The sequence below is a fragment of the Sorangium sp. So ce124 genome, assembly GCF_051525235.1.
GTDB lineage: Bacteria > Myxococcota_A > Polyangia > Polyangiales > Polyangiaceae > Sorangium > Sorangium atrum.
The window spans coordinates 11,409,051-11,425,305 of record NZ_CP150312.1 but is presented as its reverse complement, the minus strand read 5'-3'; the positions used below and the strand labels follow the sequence as shown (position 1 = coordinate 11,425,305).

The window sequence follows — 16,255 nt, the reverse complement described above, 5'->3', positions numbered from 1 at the left end:
ACCGTTCGTCAACTACAAATGTAGTCGACCGAGTTCCGGGGGGACGGCCGCCGGGATCCCGGGCCCGGGTCGAGCCGCGCGCTACGTCGGCAGCTCCTCGAACTGGGGGAAGGCGTCCGTGATCTGGTGCCACGGCGCCTTCGAGCCGACGTAGATGTGGTGATCGGGCCCCTTCGTCGGCGCGCCGTCGAGCGTGCCGAGCTGCACGTGAGCGAACCGCTGCTCGCGGACGACGTCGTACACGGGCGAGAAGCACTGCTTGCAGAGGCAGCGGTACCCGTCCTCGGACTCGCCGACCCGGAGCAGGTGCTCCCGCCCTGCGGTGATGCGGAGCCTGTCGATCTCGATCCCGCCGACGGCGGCGCAGGCGGCGCCGGTGCGCCTCCGGCACCTCGAGCAATGGCAGTAGAAGGCGTAGCCGAACGCGTCGTCGACCTCGAAGCGCACGGCACCGCAATAACAAGCTCCGTTCAACATGGCCCGTCTACCTCTCTCGAACGCGGCGCTGGAGAGCGCCGCTCTGGCTCCCTCGAACGCGGCGCCTGGGAGCGCCGCTCTGGCTCCCTCGAACGCGGCGCCTGGGAGCGCCGCTCTGGCTTTCGCGCCTCCCTCACCCGTCGGGGAACGGGATGAACTCGATGTCGTCGCCCGGCACCCTGGGGAAGCGCCCAGCCTTCCAGTCCTGCTTCGCCCGCTCGATGCGCTCCGGCGAGCTCGAGACGAAGTTCCACAGGATGTGGCGGTCGCCGTCGAGCGGGCCGCCGCCGAGGAGCATCACGCGGCTCTGCGAGAGCGCGCGGAGCGCCGGCTGCGCTCCGGCGCGGAACACGAGCATCGTCCCCTCCCCGAAGCGCTGGCCCTCGCAGCCGACCGACCCGTCGATCACGTAGGCCGCGCGCGCCGCGTGCTCCTCGGGCAGCGGGAGCGTCGCGCCCGCGTCGAGCTTCGCGTGGACGTAGAGCGTCGGCGACAGGACGCCGACCGGCGAGCGCGCGCCGTAGGCCTCCCCCGCGATCACGCGCAGCACGGCGCCGTCCCGGGTGACGACGGGGATCGTCGCCGCCGGGTGGTGCTCGAAGCGGGGAGCGTCCTCCTCGTGCTCCATCGGCAGCGCGAGCCAGCACTGGACGCCGTGGAGGTGCGTCTCGTGCGCCAGGTCGCCGCGCTCGGAGTGGACGATGCCGCGCCCGGCGACCATCCAGTTGACGTCGCCCGGCCGGATCGGCTGCGCCGTGCCGAGGCTGTCGCGGTGGAGGATCTCCCCCTTGAACAGGTACGTCAGCGTCGCGAGCCCGATGTGCGGGTGCGGGCGCACCGAGATGCCCTGTCCCACGGCGAAGCGCGCAGGGCCCATGTGGTCGAAGAAGACGAACGGGCCGACGAGCCGGCGGCGGACCGACGGCAGCACGCGCCGCACCGAGAAGCCGCCCAGATCGCGGGAGCGCGCGTCGATGACGAGCTCGATGGCGTCGGTGGGCGAGTCCACGCAGGCGGGTTCATGGTCGGCGTAACGGCTCATCGGGGGCTCCTTCGCAGCGCTGGGCGGGGGTGCGCGGGGCGTCGCCTCGGTCCAGCGATCGCTACCCTAGCCCAGGAGGAGCTCCGGATGTCGAGCGCCTCATGGCCCAGGTGTTTGCCTGGCTGCGTGTTAGGTGGTGCCGAGCCGCCCGGCTCCCGGGGAGGGTGCCCGTCGCGCGGGGCAGCGACGGGCAGAACATGGAATGGTCCGGGCCTGTACGAGCTCGACTGGGGGCCGGGGGCTCTGCGTGTTCGCGAGGACGCGCTCCCGCAGCGCTGCGGGGACTCTTCTGTGCGCGCTTCGGGAACGAGACGCTGTCGTGTGCCCCCACGTTCGGGCGCACGAGCGATGTCGTGCAACTCGGAGCGCGACCGCCGGCGCGCCGTCAACCGCGGCGGCGGCCCGCCCAGGGCGTCGCGGCGGGTCGCGCTCGCTCGTGGCGCTGGCACGCGGGCCACCTCGTGCAGCCCAGGCGCACCGCCGTCCGTGCGCTCTCACGGCCACGTGGACAGACCGCCAGTGACAGCAGGCTGACGAAGACGGGCACCGCAGACAGCTGCGCAGTGGCCCACGCTCTGGACGGCACGACCCATGTGCATTGGGATGCCCTCCTCTAGATTGCGTTTGACGCTCAATCCTGTCATCAGAAGAATTGGTTGCATCGCCACGTTCTCCGGGCGATGCCAAAGGAAACTATAGATGAACTCAAGAACGAGTCTGCTTCTCGGCAAAGCCACCGTTAGCCTGAAGGCCAAGCGATGGACCGAGATTCATCCAGAGTTCTGGGAATGTCCACAAATGACATTCGGGATGCCACTGCGAAACAAATCTCAGGGGCAGATTCCAGCGAACGAGGCCGCGCGCATCAGTGCCGACGTGGCGACCAAAGCTTCGCGCAATAATGAGGGCAACCCCCACCATTCCGCGAGGGATCTACTGCACCATGCTAAATGATGTGATGGACATCAGCCTCCGCAAGCGCGTGGATGGGTCCAGAGTCATACAGCCATGAAGCACGGGGTCGAGGAGTTGTTCAACGTCGCATATCGCTACTATCCTCGTCGAGTTCCGTACGAGGATCTTGGTCGCGCGCGAACAGAAGAGAATCGACGGCTGGTGGAGGCCCGTCGCCTAGCCGGCGCCAATTGCAAACGGTGGCTTGGCATGTTGCGGCGCCTGCGTGAACAGTTCCCCGAGAACGAGGTCGACAATTTCTCAGCTCATCTCGCGATGGGAAGTCACGACGGCTGCTATTCCGGCTCTCTCTATCTTCCGAAGACCACCGAGGAACACCGACATGCAATCGAATTGAGGGTGAGCTTCCTGGTCCCTTATTACATCGTCTACAGCTCGCGCCTCGTTGATGATTTCGAGGGGATCGAGAGGAAGAAATCGCTCCGCGCGACGCCACCTCGCGCCGTCACGATCTTCGTCCATGATACGGCCTACATCCTGCCCGCCTGGGTTGGCAAGCTGATCAAGCTGGACAAGCCCGAGCTTGTTGAACCACCTTCGATGGAAGATAAACCCACGCGGCAGGTCATCTCCTTTGAGCTATCGCCCGATGAGCAGCCGTACGCTGCAGGGATCGCCCAAGAGATCGAAGCGACATGGGGATACGAGCGCATGCCGCCGGAGGTCGGCAACGTGGTCGTGCCGGACGTGGCGACCAATCTACGACATTTGGGAGAGGCCAGGCTATACGATTGCCTTTTTTCAGACGCATGGTAAGCCGGTGATGCTCTCAACCTCAACACTCACGGCGGCAGCGGTGGCGACGGCGGGGAACCCCAGCGAGGCGGCCGAGGCGGGCGAGGCGTACGGGGCGGAGCGCTGGGGGATGGGTTTTACTCCTGTCTCGGCGGCCGTGGAGGCGACGGTGGGCCCGGCGGCCACGGCGGCCCAGGGCGCGGCGGCGACTCCATCGGCGTCGCCTACCTCGACGAGGACCAGCTCACGCTCGAGGGCCTGACCATCGAGACCGGACAGCCGGGCAAGGGCGGCATGAGCTGGAACCACGATGGCAGCACGACGGTCGGAGAGAGCGGCGAGGCCCACCCGACGCTTCGCTTTCCCGAATAGCCGAAGTCATGTCCTGGCGAGGACGGCGCAGAGCTCCACGACGGCTACGAGGGAGCTTCGGAATCCGAGTCCACAAGCGAGCTATCCAGGAAGCTGGAGGCCCAAGCAACAACGGAGGCCGGCGGCTCGCCTTCACCGTCCCACGAAGCGACCAGCGCTTCGAGCTCACGCTTGGCAGCCATGGCGCGGAGAGTCTCCGGCGATTCGTCGTGCGGGCGCATGCGCGCAAGCTCCTCCAGCATCTTGTCCTTGTGCAGAAAACCATCCGTCGACGCTGACAAAAAAACCGCTGCCGACTGTCGTTCTGACTCCGGCAATCTTCGAACCATCGCAGGCCACCTGAGAGTCCATCCAATCTGGTGATGCGCCCGGAGCACAGTAAGCACCGCAACGAACCGATCCGTTAGGCTGCTCTCATCGACCTTTGCACGGGGTGTCGGCACTTCGGACGGCGATGGCTTCACCCATGTGTGTTGATCCGAAAACAGGCAGTCGTAGAGCCTGACTTCCCCCGGAATCCGCAGATTCGTCGCCACAGCCGGCACGAGTACGGTTCCGACCTCTGGCGGCATGCGCTCGCAACCGAAGGTTGCTTCGATCTCGTGGGCGATCCAGTCCGCGTACGGCTGCTCGTCAGGCGACAGATCGAAGGTGACGTATTGCCGCGTTATGGTGACGGTCCTTGGGCGTTCATGGTCCGGGTTTGCGATGAGCTTCGGATCGAGCGGGCTTCGAGACACGATGAACAGCATGCCCCGGAAGGAGAGTGAAAAAGCATCCCTCAGATCCTTCACTATTTCGACCGTGCGAGGGCTGTGGATGATGTAGTAAGGAGCGAGAAAGCTCACTTCAAACCAGAGCGTTCGGCCGGAAGACTGTGGCATATTGATCGTAAAGGAATAACAACCATCGCAGCCACCGCCGTGGAGATGTAGCGACTGGTCCGTGAGCATGCCGGGAAAGCGTTCTCCGATGCGACGCCGCATGGCGTGCCAGCGCTCGTCCTTTGCAGCCTGGATCCGCGCGGCCACTAGCCGGGCGTGCTCTTCGGTTTTGTTGCGGAGCTGTTCGTCGACATCATGGGTTATCCCAACCCCGCGTGGATAGTATCTGTAGACAAGATCTAGCAGCTCACCCAGGTCGTGTTTCATGGACTCATTACCCTAGCACCGAGACCATCGTATCTTTTCGCAAACCGTATTCTCATCTCGCTTCTGAGTCGATCGCAGAATATGCCAGGCGGAAGATCCTCGCCCCCTTGGCTCTCGTACAATTCTCTCGCTGACGCATTCGTCACATCAGCGCTGATGGATGCTGCCCTGTCCGGTGAGATCTTGCCCCAGATCTCACTTCGGATAGGCATCCCGATGCGAATCACACACGCGTCGTCGCCCTCTTGATTGTGACCAAAAAAAAAAAAAACAGATTTGCCTTTGCCTCCTGCCACCCGCTCACGGTCCCGTCGTCGGCGACGATCGTAACAAAATTGAACGCCCGCGGGTCAATCGGTTTAGTACCGGTGCACCCCATGCTCGGAGCGCCGCTCTGCTGGCAGGGATCTGCCGGCTTCTCCGGGCTCGGAGTCGGGCGCGCTTCTTCCTCCTCCTCTTCTTCGTCCTCAGTTTTGTTGCACTGGATCTTGCGCTCGCCGCCTTCCGGCGGCTCCGCCCCGAAGTCCCCCGACGCGACGGAGGTGAAGACAGGAACGGGCGGCCCGACTGGTCCACCTGCACCTTCACCCTTCACCCAGTCCTCGCGGGGATAGCAGTCTCCTACCGTCCAGTTGCATGCCGCCAGGATGCAGATGGCAAAACCCACAATTATCAGGGGAATTCTCTTTGCGTTCATCTTATGATCCATCGAAGCACAGGACCGACGACGACAAGCACGGACACGTAGCCTGGGAGCACAAGGCTGCTCCCGCCGACCCAATCCACATTGACGCTCGCCGACACGCCGAGCGGTCCTGCAACGTACGCGTTGGTTTGCGCATGCGCGCCTACCGCCATCCCGGCGACGTGCCCACACAATGAGCTTCCGCAGGCCGGCATGAAGTAGATCGCGACGGATGGGCCAGCGCTGAAATCGCCATTCTTCCAACCATATCCGAGAGCGGCGATGGTGCTATTGTAGACACCGGCCCCACCTATCTGGATTGGAGGCACGACGCTGAGCAGATCGTGAACATTGAATAGGATGTTGCCGTTGATGCGCCACGATATTCCCGCGTGCGGACTCACCGCCAGGTGCGTCACGGTGCCAGCCTGGATCCCCCCGAAGCTAATTCCGGCACTCAGCTCGGATGCGTCTGCCTGCGTCGGAACGACACTGAGCAGGAGAGCGAACACTGCCGACGATGCGCTCTGCCGGCCTGTCGTCCTCATCGTCTCCCTCACCGTCTTCGGAAACGCGGGAGCAAAGTGGCGATGCGGGCCATTCTTCTGAAAACAGGATTGGGCGTCAAACCGAATCTAGACGAGGGCACCACCATGGACGTGGGTCGTACCGTCCAGAGCGTGCGCCAGTGCGCAGCTGCCTGCGTAGCTCCAGTGCTCGTCAACCTGCCGGCACGGGTCGTGAGAGCGCGCTAGCCGCCGCGCGGCCCGGGCTGCACGACGTGACCCGCGAGCGCGACCCGATGCGCGCCGCAGGCGCGCCGTGCCTTGGCACGGTGACGCGAGCACGGCGCTCGCCACCAGGATGGACCAGAGCCCGACCAGCAGACGAGCGTGCAGCGGCGCTCGCCTCGCCCCCCGCACCCTCGCATCGCCGACGCTGAATCCCACCACGGCGTGCCGGACCGAGGGCGAAGCCAACCGGCGGCTGAGGTGCTCGCCGAGCGCGCCGGGCGCCTGGAGGCCGCCCGAGCTCGCGTACCCCGGTAGTTCGTGTCGAACTACCGGGAGCGCAGAACTACCGTTTCGCGCACCTTCCGGCGGCATCGGTCACGGTTGCGAACGAACCCAACGAACAGGTGTTTGCGGGGCTGCGCCCGATCGGCAGCGGCGGCGAGGTCCCGGCGCAGTCCCGCAAACCCCGCCGGGTCACCGCCCCGGCGCCGCCGGCCTCAGGGGCGAGCTGCGGGTCGGGACCCGGAGCTGGAGGTGGTGAGCGCCGTCCCCCCGTCGGTGGCGGCGCCCCCGCCCGTGAACGGCGTTGTGCAGAACAGCGCCTCGACATTCGCCTCCTGGCAGTGGCCATAGGCGCCGGGGGTGCGGTCGCAGCTGAGGGACCGGCACTCCGCAACGTCGAAGCAGATGGCGCCTTCGGACTTGCTGCCGGGGGCGACGTCGTTCAGGCCGTCGTGACAGACGCCCTGATCGCAGTAACCGCTGTAGTTGTCGACGCTGACCAGACCGTCGAACGCGTCGGTGTTCTGGCTGTAGCAGTCCTGGTGGCTGCGGCAGGCGGTGCAGGTGGCGGCCAGGCTGGCCTGGGAGGTGATCTTCATGAGGCCGCTTTCGCAGTCGCCAGGGTCCAGGGCCTGCTCGCCGTTCTTGTGGAGGGGCTGGCAGGTGTGCTCCTCGGGATAGTCCCCGCCGGAGAAGTAGGCGCGTAGGGCGGCCGTGGTCGGCATGCAGCGGAGCCCGGGCGCGCACAGGTCGTCAGAGGTGCCGTCGCAGGAGCTCCCCTCGGCTGGCAAGGGCGGAGCGGGGCGGCAACGGTCGCCATCCGTCTCGCTGGTGCAGACCAGACCGGCGGCGCAGAACAGGTCGGGGCAGAGCTCACCCTCGGCGGGTAGCACCAGGCAAGTCCCGGCGGTCGACTCGGCGCTGGCCGGTTTGCAGATGGTCCCCTTGCAGGGGTTCCCGCCCAGCGCGGCGGCGCCGGCCAGGTCGCAGGCGCTGCCCGGCTCCAGGGCCGGCTTCAGCAGGCCGGTGATCTCCAGGGCGCCGTCGGGCTCGCGGCAGCCGTCGCCGGACCGGCGCAGGCGGGCGATGAGGTCGCCGCCGGCCTGTTCGTCGTAGATGAACTGGGGGTTGCCGAGGGCGGGCAGCATCGTCGCCTCGCACAGGGCGGTCTCGCCGGCGGCGCAGGCGGCGTCGTCGGCGTACTTGCCGGTCGTCTGGGTGCAGCAGCGCTGCACCCCGGCGCAGCGGGCGGCGGACCATTCGGCGCAGAACGCGGTCAGGGGCACGGGATCGGCGGGCGCCGGCGAGTTGCCGCCCGAGTCGCCGCCCGACGAGCAGCCGGCCAGGATCAGGGCGGCGGCGAGGGCCAGGGCGGTGCGTCGCAGCGACGGGGCGGTAGAGCGGAAGCAAGTCGATGTCATGAGCGCGGCTTCTATCATGTCGGGTAGTGGAGTTGACGGGCGGTGGAGCCCGAGCAATCAGCCGATCGCGTCGTGGACGACACGAGCCGCGGCGTGATCCCCGAGCGCGACGGCGCGGCTGAGGGCGCTGGCCAGCGAGGCGACAACGGCGGCGCGAGCGCACTGGCTGGGTGAAATTGTGAATGTTCACAGCAGCGCGCACCTCGCTAGCCGAGCGGCAGGCTGGTCGATCGAAGTTGACACCGGACATGTGAACGCTCACACTGTCGGCCGGTCGTCTTGCTTTTGCTTCGCTCCGGATGGGCCCTCATGCGCATCCAGGAGACGGTCATGAAGTAGCGCTCGGTCATGCCGCTCGCGCCTGGGATCGCGGTCCTGGCCAGTGGGACCGTGGCTGCAGCAACGATCCCAGCGGAGGGAACCCCGGAAGCGACCCGACGTCCCCCGCCCAGCAGCAGGCCTCTCCGGGGGGCTGCACCATGAACATTCTGGTTGTGTTGTACGGCAACGCCAGCTGCTCGATGATCGGGTGGCTACTGCTCGTGCGCTTCATTGTCCTGTCGGAGCCTGCAGGCTGTGGCGTGAAGGGGGCCTATCGATGCATAAATAATTTTGATACAGCATCATTTTTCCAGGAGTGAGGCGGACCGAATAAGGTTCGATATGCCGATCGACGTGCAGCATGGCTGTACGATGGGACGGCCGCTGCGAGGGGCTTGATTTCCGCGTTTGGATCTCCTGGCCCCCGGCATCTCATCCATTCTCACTCCAGCTTTTCGAGCGCGCTCGCATGCCGAGCTCGGCCGGCGAGGTCCGCTGGTCGCAGGCGATCTCAACGAGACTCGCACGAGATTCGCGCGCCTGGCGAGCGCGCCCGTGGAGGGCTCGACCCCATGTCGGCGTCAAGTCACCATCGTAAATCTATATCTGAGCTTATCGCACCTTCATGAGGATCAGGCCCGTTCGCGATGCACAATCGGCTTGACGGGCCTGCCAGCCCGGAACAATAGATTCCCTCTTCGTGCTGCCTGGCGCGCAAGAAATGAACTTATCCACTCTGCGCGCATCTTGACAACCATCCGCAGCGGCAATGGCCGGCGCGGCGGTCCGCTCGGGAGCCTTGAGGGCGCGGCGAGCGACCCCGACCTGCGCAAGGGCAGCGTTGAGCCGGGAAGACTCCAGTTTTACTTACTTAATATGACGAGGAGGACAAGATGAGATTCGGAACCAAGCAGAGCTTGCTTGCGGCGGCGACGGGCATCCTCGCCGTGTCGTGCGTCATCGGCCCCGAGGGGGCGTATGACGCCGAGCTCGAGGAGGCAGGCTCGCTCGAGGGCGCCATCACGATCGATACGAGCGCGGTCTACACGATCGTCGGCGTCCAGAGTGGAAAATGCGTGCAGGTGGCTGGAGGCAGCACCGCTGATGGAGCGGCCATGCAGATCGCCAGCTGCAACGGCTCGACGCGGCAACAGTTCCGCATGGAATCGGCAGGCGGCGGCTACTATCGCATCCGCAACGTCAACAGCAACCGTTGCATGGACGTCACGGGCGCCTCCACCAGCGACGGCGCCGCCATCCAGCAATATTCCTGCTGGACCGGGACAAACCAGCAGTGGTCGTTCACGGACGTCGCCAGCGGCGTCGTGCGCCTCACCGCGCGCCACAGCGGCAAGTCGCTGGACGTCTACGGCCGCGGCACCGCGGACGGCACCGCCGTGATTCAATGGGCGTCGAACGGCGGCACCAATCAGCAATTCCGACTCACGCCCGTGGCCTCGGGAACCGGCGGCACGGGCGGCTCCGGCGGCTCCGGCGTCACCAGCGGCTCCGGCGGCTCCGGCGGCTCCGGCGGCTCCGGCGGCTCCGGCGGCTCCGGCGGCTCCGGTGGTGGCGGCGGCTCTGCCGGCACGCGCAGCGCCGGCTGCGGAATTCCCACCTCTCTGACCAGCGGTAACCGCACCATCAACGTCAACGGCACCACGCGCCAGTACGTGCTCGACATTCCGGCGAACTACGACCCGAACAGGGCGTATCGGCTGGTGTTCGGCTGGCACTGGCGCGGAGGATCGGCCAACGACGTCGTGAACAACGGGTACTATGGGCTCAAGGCGCTGGCGAACGGCAGCACCATCTTCGTCTCGCCGAACGGCATCGACAACGGCTGGGCCAACACGGGCGGGCGCGACGTCGCCTTCGCCCGCGCCATGGTCGACTCCCTCAAAGCCAACCTGTGCGTCGACACGAGCCGCGTCTTCGCGACCGGGTGGAGCTTCGGGGGGATGATGTCGAACGCGCTCGGCTGTGATATGCCCGACGTCTTCCGGGCCATCGCGCCGATGTCCGGCGCCCTCTACAGCGGCTGCAACCAATCCAACACCCAGCCCGTCGCCGTCTGGATGTCGCACGGCCTGTCCGACAGCGTCGTCCCCATCTCGGCCGGAAGAGCCGCGCTCGACGTCTTCGTGCGCAAGAACGGCTGCAGCACCGAGACGAGCCCCGTGGGCTCCAACTCGTGCGTCGCCTATCAAGGATGCCGGGAGGGATACCCGGTGCACCGCTGCGAGTTTCCCGGTGACCACCAGACACCGAGCTTCGCGAGCTCGGCCATCTGGAGCTTCTTCACGCAATTCTGACCTCGCGCCCCGCCGACGCGGCGGCTCGGGCAGCGGCAGACACGCCCGCCCGATCCGCCGCCAGGGAAGAGGGAACCGTAGCCGCCCAGCATGGCCTTGAGGCCCGCGCCGAAGCCGGGGCGTTCGAGCGGCGCGGGCCCCGCGGGCGGGCTCTGCGCGGGCGCGTTGGTTCTGCCGGCGCGCCCCCTCGACGCTCACGAGGGCCACACCATGTTCACCACGATGCTTCCCAGCTCGACCGACGCCGCCCGAGTCCACCGGTTCGGCGGCCCCGAGGTCATCGTCATGGAAGAGGTGCCGGTCCCGCTGCCGGGCCCGGGCGAGGTGCTGGTCCGCGTCGCGGCGGCCGGGGTCGGGCCGTGGGACGCCTGGATTCGTGCCGGCAAGAGCGTGCTGCCCCAGCCGTTGCCGCTGACGCTCGGTTCGGACCTCGCTGGTGCCGTGGTCGCGGTCGGCCCCGAGGTGACCGGCCTCGCGCCGGGCGCAGCGGTCTTTGGCGTCGCCAACAGGCGCTTCACCGGCGCACAGGCGGGCTATGCATTGGCGCAGGCATGCATGGTGACGCGCAAGCCTCTCCGGTTCGACGACGTGCAGGCCGCCTCCGTGCCGGTCATCGCCGTCACGGCGTGGCAGGCGCTGTTCGATGAGGCCCAGCTCGAGGCCGGACAGACCGTGCTGGTGCACGGCGCGGCCGGCAGCGTCGGCGCGTACGCGGTGCAGCTCGCGCGCCGGGCCCGCGCCCGTGTGATCGCGACGGCCTCGGCCAAGGATCGCGACTTTGTCCGCAGCCTCGGCGCGGACGTCGTCGTGGACTACCGGAGCGAGCGCTTCGAGGATGCCGCCAAGGCCGTCGATGCCGTCATCGACCTCGTCGGTGGCGACACGCAGGCGCGGTCCTTCGCCGTGCTCAGGCCACGTGGCACCCTGGTTTCGGCGGTGTCGACCCCTGATCAGGAGGAGGCCGCTCGCCGCGGCGTGCGGGCAAGCTTCTTCCTCGTCGACGTCACGACGGCGCACCTCGACCGCATCGCCGCCCTGCTCGACGCGGGCGAGCTCTCGGTCGACATCGGCGCCGTGCTGCCGCTCGCGGAGGTCCGCGGCGCGCACGAGATGCTCGACGGCGCTCGCCCCCGCCCGCGTGGCAAGATCGTCCTGGCGATGGCGCCTGCTCGCTGAGGTCCCGCTCGGCGCCCACGTCGGCGAGGGCGGCAGTGCCGCCCCGGGCCAGCGCCTGGCAGGGCGCGCCGCGCGGAGCCTCGCGCGCCCATCTCGGCCGCGGTCGCGCGGCGATCGGCGCGCGGTGAGGCCGCTTCACGGCGGCGTGGCGATACCCTAGCCTGGCCGTGGATCTCCGCCGCGCCGCTCGCCGAGATGTTCGTGATACCGGAGTCCGATCGGCCGCAGTTCATGAGATGGTCGACGGACCTCCTGAAGCTCGCAGGCGGCGGGGTCAGCTCGGAGGAGCAGAAGCGGGCGGTGAAGCAGAGCTGCTGCGACATGGTCGACTACATGATGCGGCTCGTCGAGGAGCGCCGGAAGGCGCCGGGCGAAGACGTCGCGAGCAGGTTCATCGAGGCAGAAGACGGAGACACCGAGCGTGCGGGCGAGGCGGCCATGCAATGCTTCCAGATGGTCGCCGCGGGATTCGTGACCTCCGTGAACCAGATCGCGAACACCGTGCTCGCGCTCCTCGACCACCCTGCCGAGCTCGCGAAGCTCCGGGAGGCGCCAGGCCTCGTCCGCGGCGCGGTCGAGGAGAGCCTGCGCTTCGGTCGCGACAATGTGCAACCCGCTGCGCTCAGCTCGAGCTCTGCTTCGGACCGGGGCGAATTTGACAAACCGCAGCCGCAGGGACGCAATCCATGCCCTGAATCACGGTTGACGCCGCCCCTCCGCACACGCATCTGGAAAAACTCGGAGGAGGAGCATGCGCCACTGGCTGAAATTGAAGGCGATCCCTGTTCTGATTCCTCTCGGTCTCACGGTGTGGGCATGCAACTACGACGTGGGCGAGTGCTATCTTAGGGGGACGGAAGGCACAGGGGCCGGAGGACCCTACCCACCGGGGTCAGCAGCTACGGGGGACTGGTACGGAAACGGTGACGACGTGGGAAGCGGCGCCACTGAGCAGATGGCAGGGTGCACGCCCGACAAGACATGCACAGACATGTTCGTCGATTGCCAAGACATCGGCGGCAAGTGCATCACGGGATATCCAGGCTGCGACAAATGGCGCCACACATCGTGCAGGAGTTGCTTTGAAGCCTGCCAATCGGGCACACCATACCCACCAGCGTGCCAATGCAGATCATGCGGATTCAGATGATGAATAATCCGATACAGGGCGCAGTCTACGTTGCCATGGGCAGGGTCGCCGGAGCGGCTCTAGCCAAGGTGGCATCCCCCGTCGTGGTCGACGATGACGAGCTCCTGCTGGGGCCATCAAGAATCGATCCGAAACGTCATCGTGCTGCGCGCGTTAGATACTTGGGTGGAGAGCCGTCTACCGATCTCAATGAAGAGCTTGCGCGTTCTGATGGGCCGCCGGTCTGCGTGGCGCTTCCGCCGACACCAGGCGGCCTGATGAGCCTCTGTCGGATCTGCGCTTCCGTAGTCGAGCGAGGGCGCGCGCTGTTCGTCGTTGATCTCAGCCCAGACGCCGCCGGAGCATTTCCGCAAGGGCCCGGCCCAGGCAGGGCCATCGTCCTCAATGTCGCCGATGCTCTGCTACGCAAGCCGCCTGTGGTCCAATGGTCGAAGCTCGAGACCACTCTCGCGGCTACGCTCTGGAAATTGTGGTGCCGCCGCTCGCCCGTCGCCTTTTCTAGGTTCTGTGCATCTGGGAGCATGTTCCACCCGCAGTTGGCCAACCTTGGCCGTTACCATGCCGGACTCTTTCCCCGACGGGCAGGCCATGGGCTCTTACTATCGCGCTTTGACGAGCTCCTCCTACGACAGCTATCGCAAGAGTGGCTCTCACCGGTTAAAGCTTTTGCCAATGCAATCAACGCTAAATCTGAGCTCGATGCATGGTTTTCACACACGGGGGATCTGTACGTAGCCAAACGGCTCAATGATTGGTACCACCACACGCGAGGCCGCATCATCGAACGTCGGAACGCGCATCACCCGAGGCCTTCCGAGATGACGAGATGGTCCTTTCGATGGCGTGCGGGGAGCGAGGAGATCCTCGACGCGCTGCCGAGTGTGCAAGCGGCCCCGCCTGTATCTATTGGAGGTGCTACCGCGTATGACCCTGGCCACGTATGGGTATGCCAATTTGATGCACGAGGCACACCTTACCTAAGCCGATTTGACACCGCATCATCAGGCGACAGGCTGGAATAGGGCGAGGTGAGGTCGGGCTGGGCGCGCCCCGTGAGGACCCCGGTGAGCTCGGCGATCTGGGCGCGGAGCCAGGTCTCGAACGCCTTGCCCGGATGGATGCCATAGCCGTTGAAGAGCCGGACCGTGTCGCCGACGACCCAGCCGCCGCCGTCCATGAACGAGGTGAAGTCGGTCGAGCGCAGGATCCGCCCCACCTGCTCCGCGCCGGCGCCGACGGCGAGGAGCGCCGCCGTGATCGCGCCGGCCGAGGTGCCCGCGACGCTGGTCACGGCGGCCAGCGCGTTCCGCTTCTCGAGCTCGTCGATGGCCCCCACGTACGCCATCCCCTTCACCCCGCCGCCCTGAAACACGAGGTTTCTGATGGTCAAGACGCAGCCTCCCGCGAGCCATCGTATGCCGAAGACGGCGCGCTCGTGCAGGTTCATGGGCCCGAGGCGGGGAGAGAGCATGCCAGCCGAGGCGCCTCCTGGCGGCGCGGGCAGGGCGTCCGACCCGCTCCCACCCCGCCATAGGCGTTAAGCGTTCTCCTACATCCGAACGTTTACGTAGTCGTAGTCGTAATCGTGGTCGTGGTCGTGGTCGTGGTCGTTCACGGCCTACCGTTGACGACGACGACCACGACCACGACCACGACTACGTAAACGTTCACGTTGGTGAACGACGGCCGAGTTGTTTGGCTAACCGATGTTGCTCGGCCGGTACCAGTCGAAGTTGTTCTGGAACGGAAAGCTGTTGATCCCCAGGCTGATGCTCGCGTCGAGCGCGCGGACGTGGTGCCACCAGCCCACCGGGATGAAGAGCGCCTCCCCCGGCTCGAGCACGACGTCCTTCACGAGCACCGGGGCCATCGAGCCTTGCTCCGGATCCCGATCGGCGTACATCGCGCGTGCGCCGTCGAACAGCGATGTCTCGAACGGCGCGATCATGCGGTAACGCTTCCTGCCGTACACCTGCCCGAACAGGATGTTGGACGTGTCGTAGTGCAGCGGCGTGACGGTCCCGGCAGGGCCGAGCCAGAGCGCCGAGGCGCCCAGCAGCCGCTGAACGGCGCAGTACCCGTCCGGGAGCACCACGTCGTCCAGCAGCGCGCCGAGCTTCGTCCGCTCGAGGACGCGGTTGTTGGCGACCATGTAGAAGTCGTTCGTCTCCTCGCGCGCGGCGCCGACGATGCGCGCGACGAAGTCGCGCAGCGGCGTGCTCGCCGTGTGCCGCGCCGCGTGCATGTCGTAGTCGGGATCGCTCTGGCGTCCTGTCGTGACGTCGACCACGACATCGCCGAAGCGCTCGGAGAGGTAGTCCGGCGTCCACCGGCCGAAGGCGGGCCAGCGGGTCACGACGTCGGTCAGGATGACCGGGATGTTGCCAGCGACATAGACGTCGCGGAGCTCCTCGCCAGACACGCCGGAGCGCCGCGGAACTCCCGTCGGATCGCAGGCGGTCGACGCCATTCTCTGCTGGAGCCGCGCCAGCATCTCGTGCCGCCGCGCCGACCTGGCGAAGGGCCGAGCGGCGACGAAGATGGGCGAACAGACGATGGCCGAGAGCAGCTGTTTGACCTGTGCGCCGCTGACGCCGGCCGCCTGGAGCCGCTCCGAGATCACCCCCTCGGGCACGCCGCGCAGCAGGTTCTCCGTGGCCCAGCGCCACCACTCGGGCGCAACTTCCAGCTCGCATTCCTGTTCGCCCATCTTCGACCTCACGATGTTGGGGAGCGCAACGGTGCGATGATCGAGCGCCTCACTTGCACGGGGGAGGAGGCGGCGGCATCGGCGGAATGATCTCCCCCTCTTCCCCATCGGGAGGAGGCGGCGGCATCGGCGGGATGATCTCCCCATCTTCTCCGTCCGGCGGCGGCGGCGGCATCGGCGGGATGATCTCCCCATCTTCTCCGTCCGGCGGCGGCGGCGGCATCGGCGGGATGATCTCCCCATCTTCTCCGTCCGGCGGCGGCGGCGGCATCGGCGGGATGATCTCCCCACCCTCGCAATCCGGCGGCGGCGGCATCGGCGGGATGATCTCCCCATCTTCTCCGTCCGGCGGCGGCGGCGGCATCGGCGGGACGATCTCGCCATCCTCCCCGTCCGGCGGCGGCGCCATCGGCGGGATGATCTCCTCGTCCGGAGGCGGCGGCGGCATCGGCGGGATGATTTCGCCTTGATCGCCCGGGTCGTGTCCCTCGTCGACGCCCGCAGGACCACAGGCGACCACGAAGACGGCAGCAGCCGCTGCGGCCGCTCGAGACACCCGCTGCACCAGGGCCGCCGTCCGAGGCGGCGGCGTGGGCAGCGGTGACAACAAGGCTGCATCTTCCGGAAGAAAGCTACGCGACATGAACACCTCCGCTGACGGCACCGTGCAGGGCATGTGCCATCTCGCCAACGCCCGATATCTCCGAGC

Annotated in this window: 14 protein-coding genes and 1 pseudogene; 6 read left to right on the top strand and 9 right to left on the bottom strand. The window is 66.8% G+C overall.

Annotated elements, in window-relative coordinates:
- Positions 1 to 81 precede the first annotated feature (81 nt).
- Together WMF19_RS42945 and WMF19_RS42940 are read right to left on the bottom strand one after the other, a co-directional pair.
- Positions 82 to 477 carry a GFA family protein gene (locus WMF19_RS42945; RefSeq protein WP_437895669.1) on the bottom strand — a complete coding sequence of 132 codons (396 nt, stop codon included), beginning with the start codon at positions 475 to 477 and terminating at the stop codon, positions 82 to 84.
- Positions 478 to 610: 133 nt separating this feature from the next.
- The gene (locus WMF19_RS42940; RefSeq protein ID WP_437895668.1) at positions 611 to 1,519 is read right to left on the bottom strand and encodes a pirin family protein; all 909 of its coding nucleotides are present in this window, start codon (positions 1,517 to 1,519) and stop codon (positions 611 to 613) included.
- Between the two features lie 699 nt (positions 1,520 to 2,218).
- On the opposite strand from WMF19_RS42940, the gene WMF19_RS42935 reads away from it, so the two are divergent.
- The 3 genes and pseudogenes from WMF19_RS42935 to WMF19_RS42925 form a co-directional block, all read left to right on the top strand.
- On the top strand, positions 2,219 to 2,473 hold the full coding sequence (locus WMF19_RS42935) for a hypothetical protein (RefSeq protein ID WP_437895667.1): 255 nt from the start codon (positions 2,219 to 2,221) through the stop codon (positions 2,471 to 2,473).
- A gap of 54 nt (positions 2,474 to 2,527) precedes the next feature.
- Positions 2,528 to 3,250: a hypothetical protein gene (locus tag WMF19_RS42930; RefSeq protein WP_437895666.1), complete on the top strand. Its 723-nt coding sequence runs from the start codon at positions 2,528 to 2,530 to the stop codon at positions 3,248 to 3,250.
- Positions 3,251 to 3,280: 30 nt separating this feature from the next.
- Positions 3,281 to 3,601: pseudogene (locus WMF19_RS42925) on the top strand (hypothetical protein); the annotation flags it as partial.
- Between the two features lie 44 nt (positions 3,602 to 3,645).
- Here the strand turns inward: WMF19_RS42925 and WMF19_RS42920 are convergent.
- From WMF19_RS42920 to WMF19_RS42905, 4 genes are all read right to left on the bottom strand, one after another.
- On the bottom strand, positions 3,646 to 4,752 hold the full coding sequence (locus WMF19_RS42920) for a hypothetical protein (protein WP_437895665.1): 1,107 nt from the start codon (positions 4,750 to 4,752) through the stop codon (positions 3,646 to 3,648).
- 223 nt (positions 4,753 to 4,975) lie between these two features.
- Positions 4,976 to 5,449: a hypothetical protein gene (locus WMF19_RS42915; RefSeq protein WP_437895664.1), complete on the bottom strand. Its 474-nt coding sequence runs from the start codon at positions 5,447 to 5,449 to the stop codon at positions 4,976 to 4,978.
- Positions 5,446 to 5,856, bottom strand: coding sequence for a hypothetical protein (locus WMF19_RS42910; protein ID WP_437895663.1), 411 nt, complete (start codon positions 5,854 to 5,856; stop codon positions 5,446 to 5,448). The genes WMF19_RS42915 and WMF19_RS42910 overlap by 4 nt, the downstream gene beginning before the upstream one ends.
- Positions 5,857 to 6,668: 812 nt before the next feature.
- Positions 6,669 to 7,874 (bottom strand): hypothetical protein, encoded by a 1,206-nt coding sequence (locus WMF19_RS42905; protein WP_437895662.1) that lies wholly within the window; start codon positions 7,872 to 7,874, stop codon positions 6,669 to 6,671.
- 1,214 nt (positions 7,875 to 9,088) lie between these two features.
- Between WMF19_RS42905 and WMF19_RS42900 the strand changes: the two genes are divergently transcribed.
- The 3 genes from WMF19_RS42900 to WMF19_RS42890 all read left to right on the top strand — a co-directional run bounded on the left by WMF19_RS42900 (position 9,089) and on the right by WMF19_RS42890 (position 12,535).
- Positions 9,089 to 10,510 (top strand): RICIN domain-containing protein, encoded by a 1,422-nt coding sequence (locus WMF19_RS42900; RefSeq protein WP_437895661.1) that lies wholly within the window; start codon positions 9,089 to 9,091, stop codon positions 10,508 to 10,510.
- A 210-nt stretch (positions 10,511 to 10,720) separates the two neighbouring features.
- Entirely contained in the window at positions 10,721 to 11,686 is a 966-nt protein-coding gene (locus WMF19_RS42895; protein ID WP_437901740.1) for an NADP-dependent oxidoreductase, read from the top strand.
- Between the two features lie 321 nt (positions 11,687 to 12,007).
- Entirely contained in the window at positions 12,008 to 12,535 is a 528-nt protein-coding gene (locus tag WMF19_RS42890) for a hypothetical protein (protein WP_437895660.1), read from the top strand.
- 1,274 nt (positions 12,536 to 13,809) lie between these two features.
- On the opposite strand, the gene WMF19_RS42885 is transcribed toward WMF19_RS42890, so the two are convergent.
- From WMF19_RS42885 to WMF19_RS42875, 3 genes are all read right to left on the bottom strand, one after another.
- Positions 13,810 to 14,307, bottom strand: a complete 498-nt coding sequence (locus tag WMF19_RS42885; protein ID WP_437895659.1) for a patatin-like phospholipase family protein — start codon at positions 14,305 to 14,307, stop codon at positions 13,810 to 13,812.
- Between the two features lie 228 nt (positions 14,308 to 14,535).
- Positions 14,536 to 15,546, bottom strand: a complete 1,011-nt coding sequence (locus WMF19_RS42880; RefSeq protein ID WP_437895658.1) for a cupin-like domain-containing protein — start codon at positions 15,544 to 15,546, stop codon at positions 14,536 to 14,538.
- Positions 15,547 to 15,595: 49 nt separating this feature from the next.
- A complete protein-coding gene (locus tag WMF19_RS42875) occupies positions 15,596 to 16,156 on the bottom strand; it encodes a hypothetical protein (protein WP_437895657.1) in 561 nt (186 codons plus the stop codon).
- Between the last annotated feature and the right edge of the window lie 99 nt (positions 16,157 to 16,255).

Excerpts from the sequence above, each read along its gene's own strand:
- WMF19_RS42945 (WP_437895669.1), bottom strand. The coding sequence starts at position 477 with ATGTTGAACGGAGCTTGTTATTGCGGTGCCGTGCGCTTCGAGGTCGAC.
- WMF19_RS42940 (WP_437895668.1), bottom strand. The coding sequence starts at position 1,519 with ATGAGCCGTTACGCCGACCATGAACCCGCCTGCGTGGACTCGCCCACC.
- WMF19_RS42935 (WP_437895667.1), top strand. The coding sequence starts at position 2,219 with ATGAACTCAAGAACGAGTCTGCTTCTCGGCAAAGCCACCGTTAGCCTG.
- WMF19_RS42930 (WP_437895666.1), top strand. The coding sequence starts at position 2,528 with ATGAAGCACGGGGTCGAGGAGTTGTTCAACGTCGCATATCGCTACTAT.
- WMF19_RS42920 (WP_437895665.1), bottom strand. The coding sequence starts at position 4,752 with ATGAAACACGACCTGGGTGAGCTGCTAGATCTTGTCTACAGATACTAT.
- WMF19_RS42915 (WP_437895664.1), bottom strand. The coding sequence starts at position 5,449 with ATGAACGCAAAGAGAATTCCCCTGATAATTGTGGGTTTTGCCATCTGC.
- WMF19_RS42905 (WP_437895662.1), bottom strand. The coding sequence starts at position 7,874 with ATGACATCGACTTGCTTCCGCTCTACCGCCCCGTCGCTGCGACGCACC.
- WMF19_RS42900 (WP_437895661.1), top strand. The coding sequence starts at position 9,089 with ATGAGATTCGGAACCAAGCAGAGCTTGCTTGCGGCGGCGACGGGCATC.
- WMF19_RS42895 (WP_437901740.1), top strand. The coding sequence starts at position 10,721 with ATGTTCACCACGATGCTTCCCAGCTCGACCGACGCCGCCCGAGTCCAC.
- WMF19_RS42890 (WP_437895660.1), top strand. The coding sequence starts at position 12,008 with ATGGTCGACTACATGATGCGGCTCGTCGAGGAGCGCCGGAAGGCGCCG.
- WMF19_RS42885 (WP_437895659.1), bottom strand. The coding sequence starts at position 14,307 with ATGCTCTCTCCCCGCCTCGGGCCCATGAACCTGCACGAGCGCGCCGTC.
- WMF19_RS42880 (WP_437895658.1), bottom strand. The coding sequence starts at position 15,546 with ATGGGCGAACAGGAATGCGAGCTGGAAGTTGCGCCCGAGTGGTGGCGC.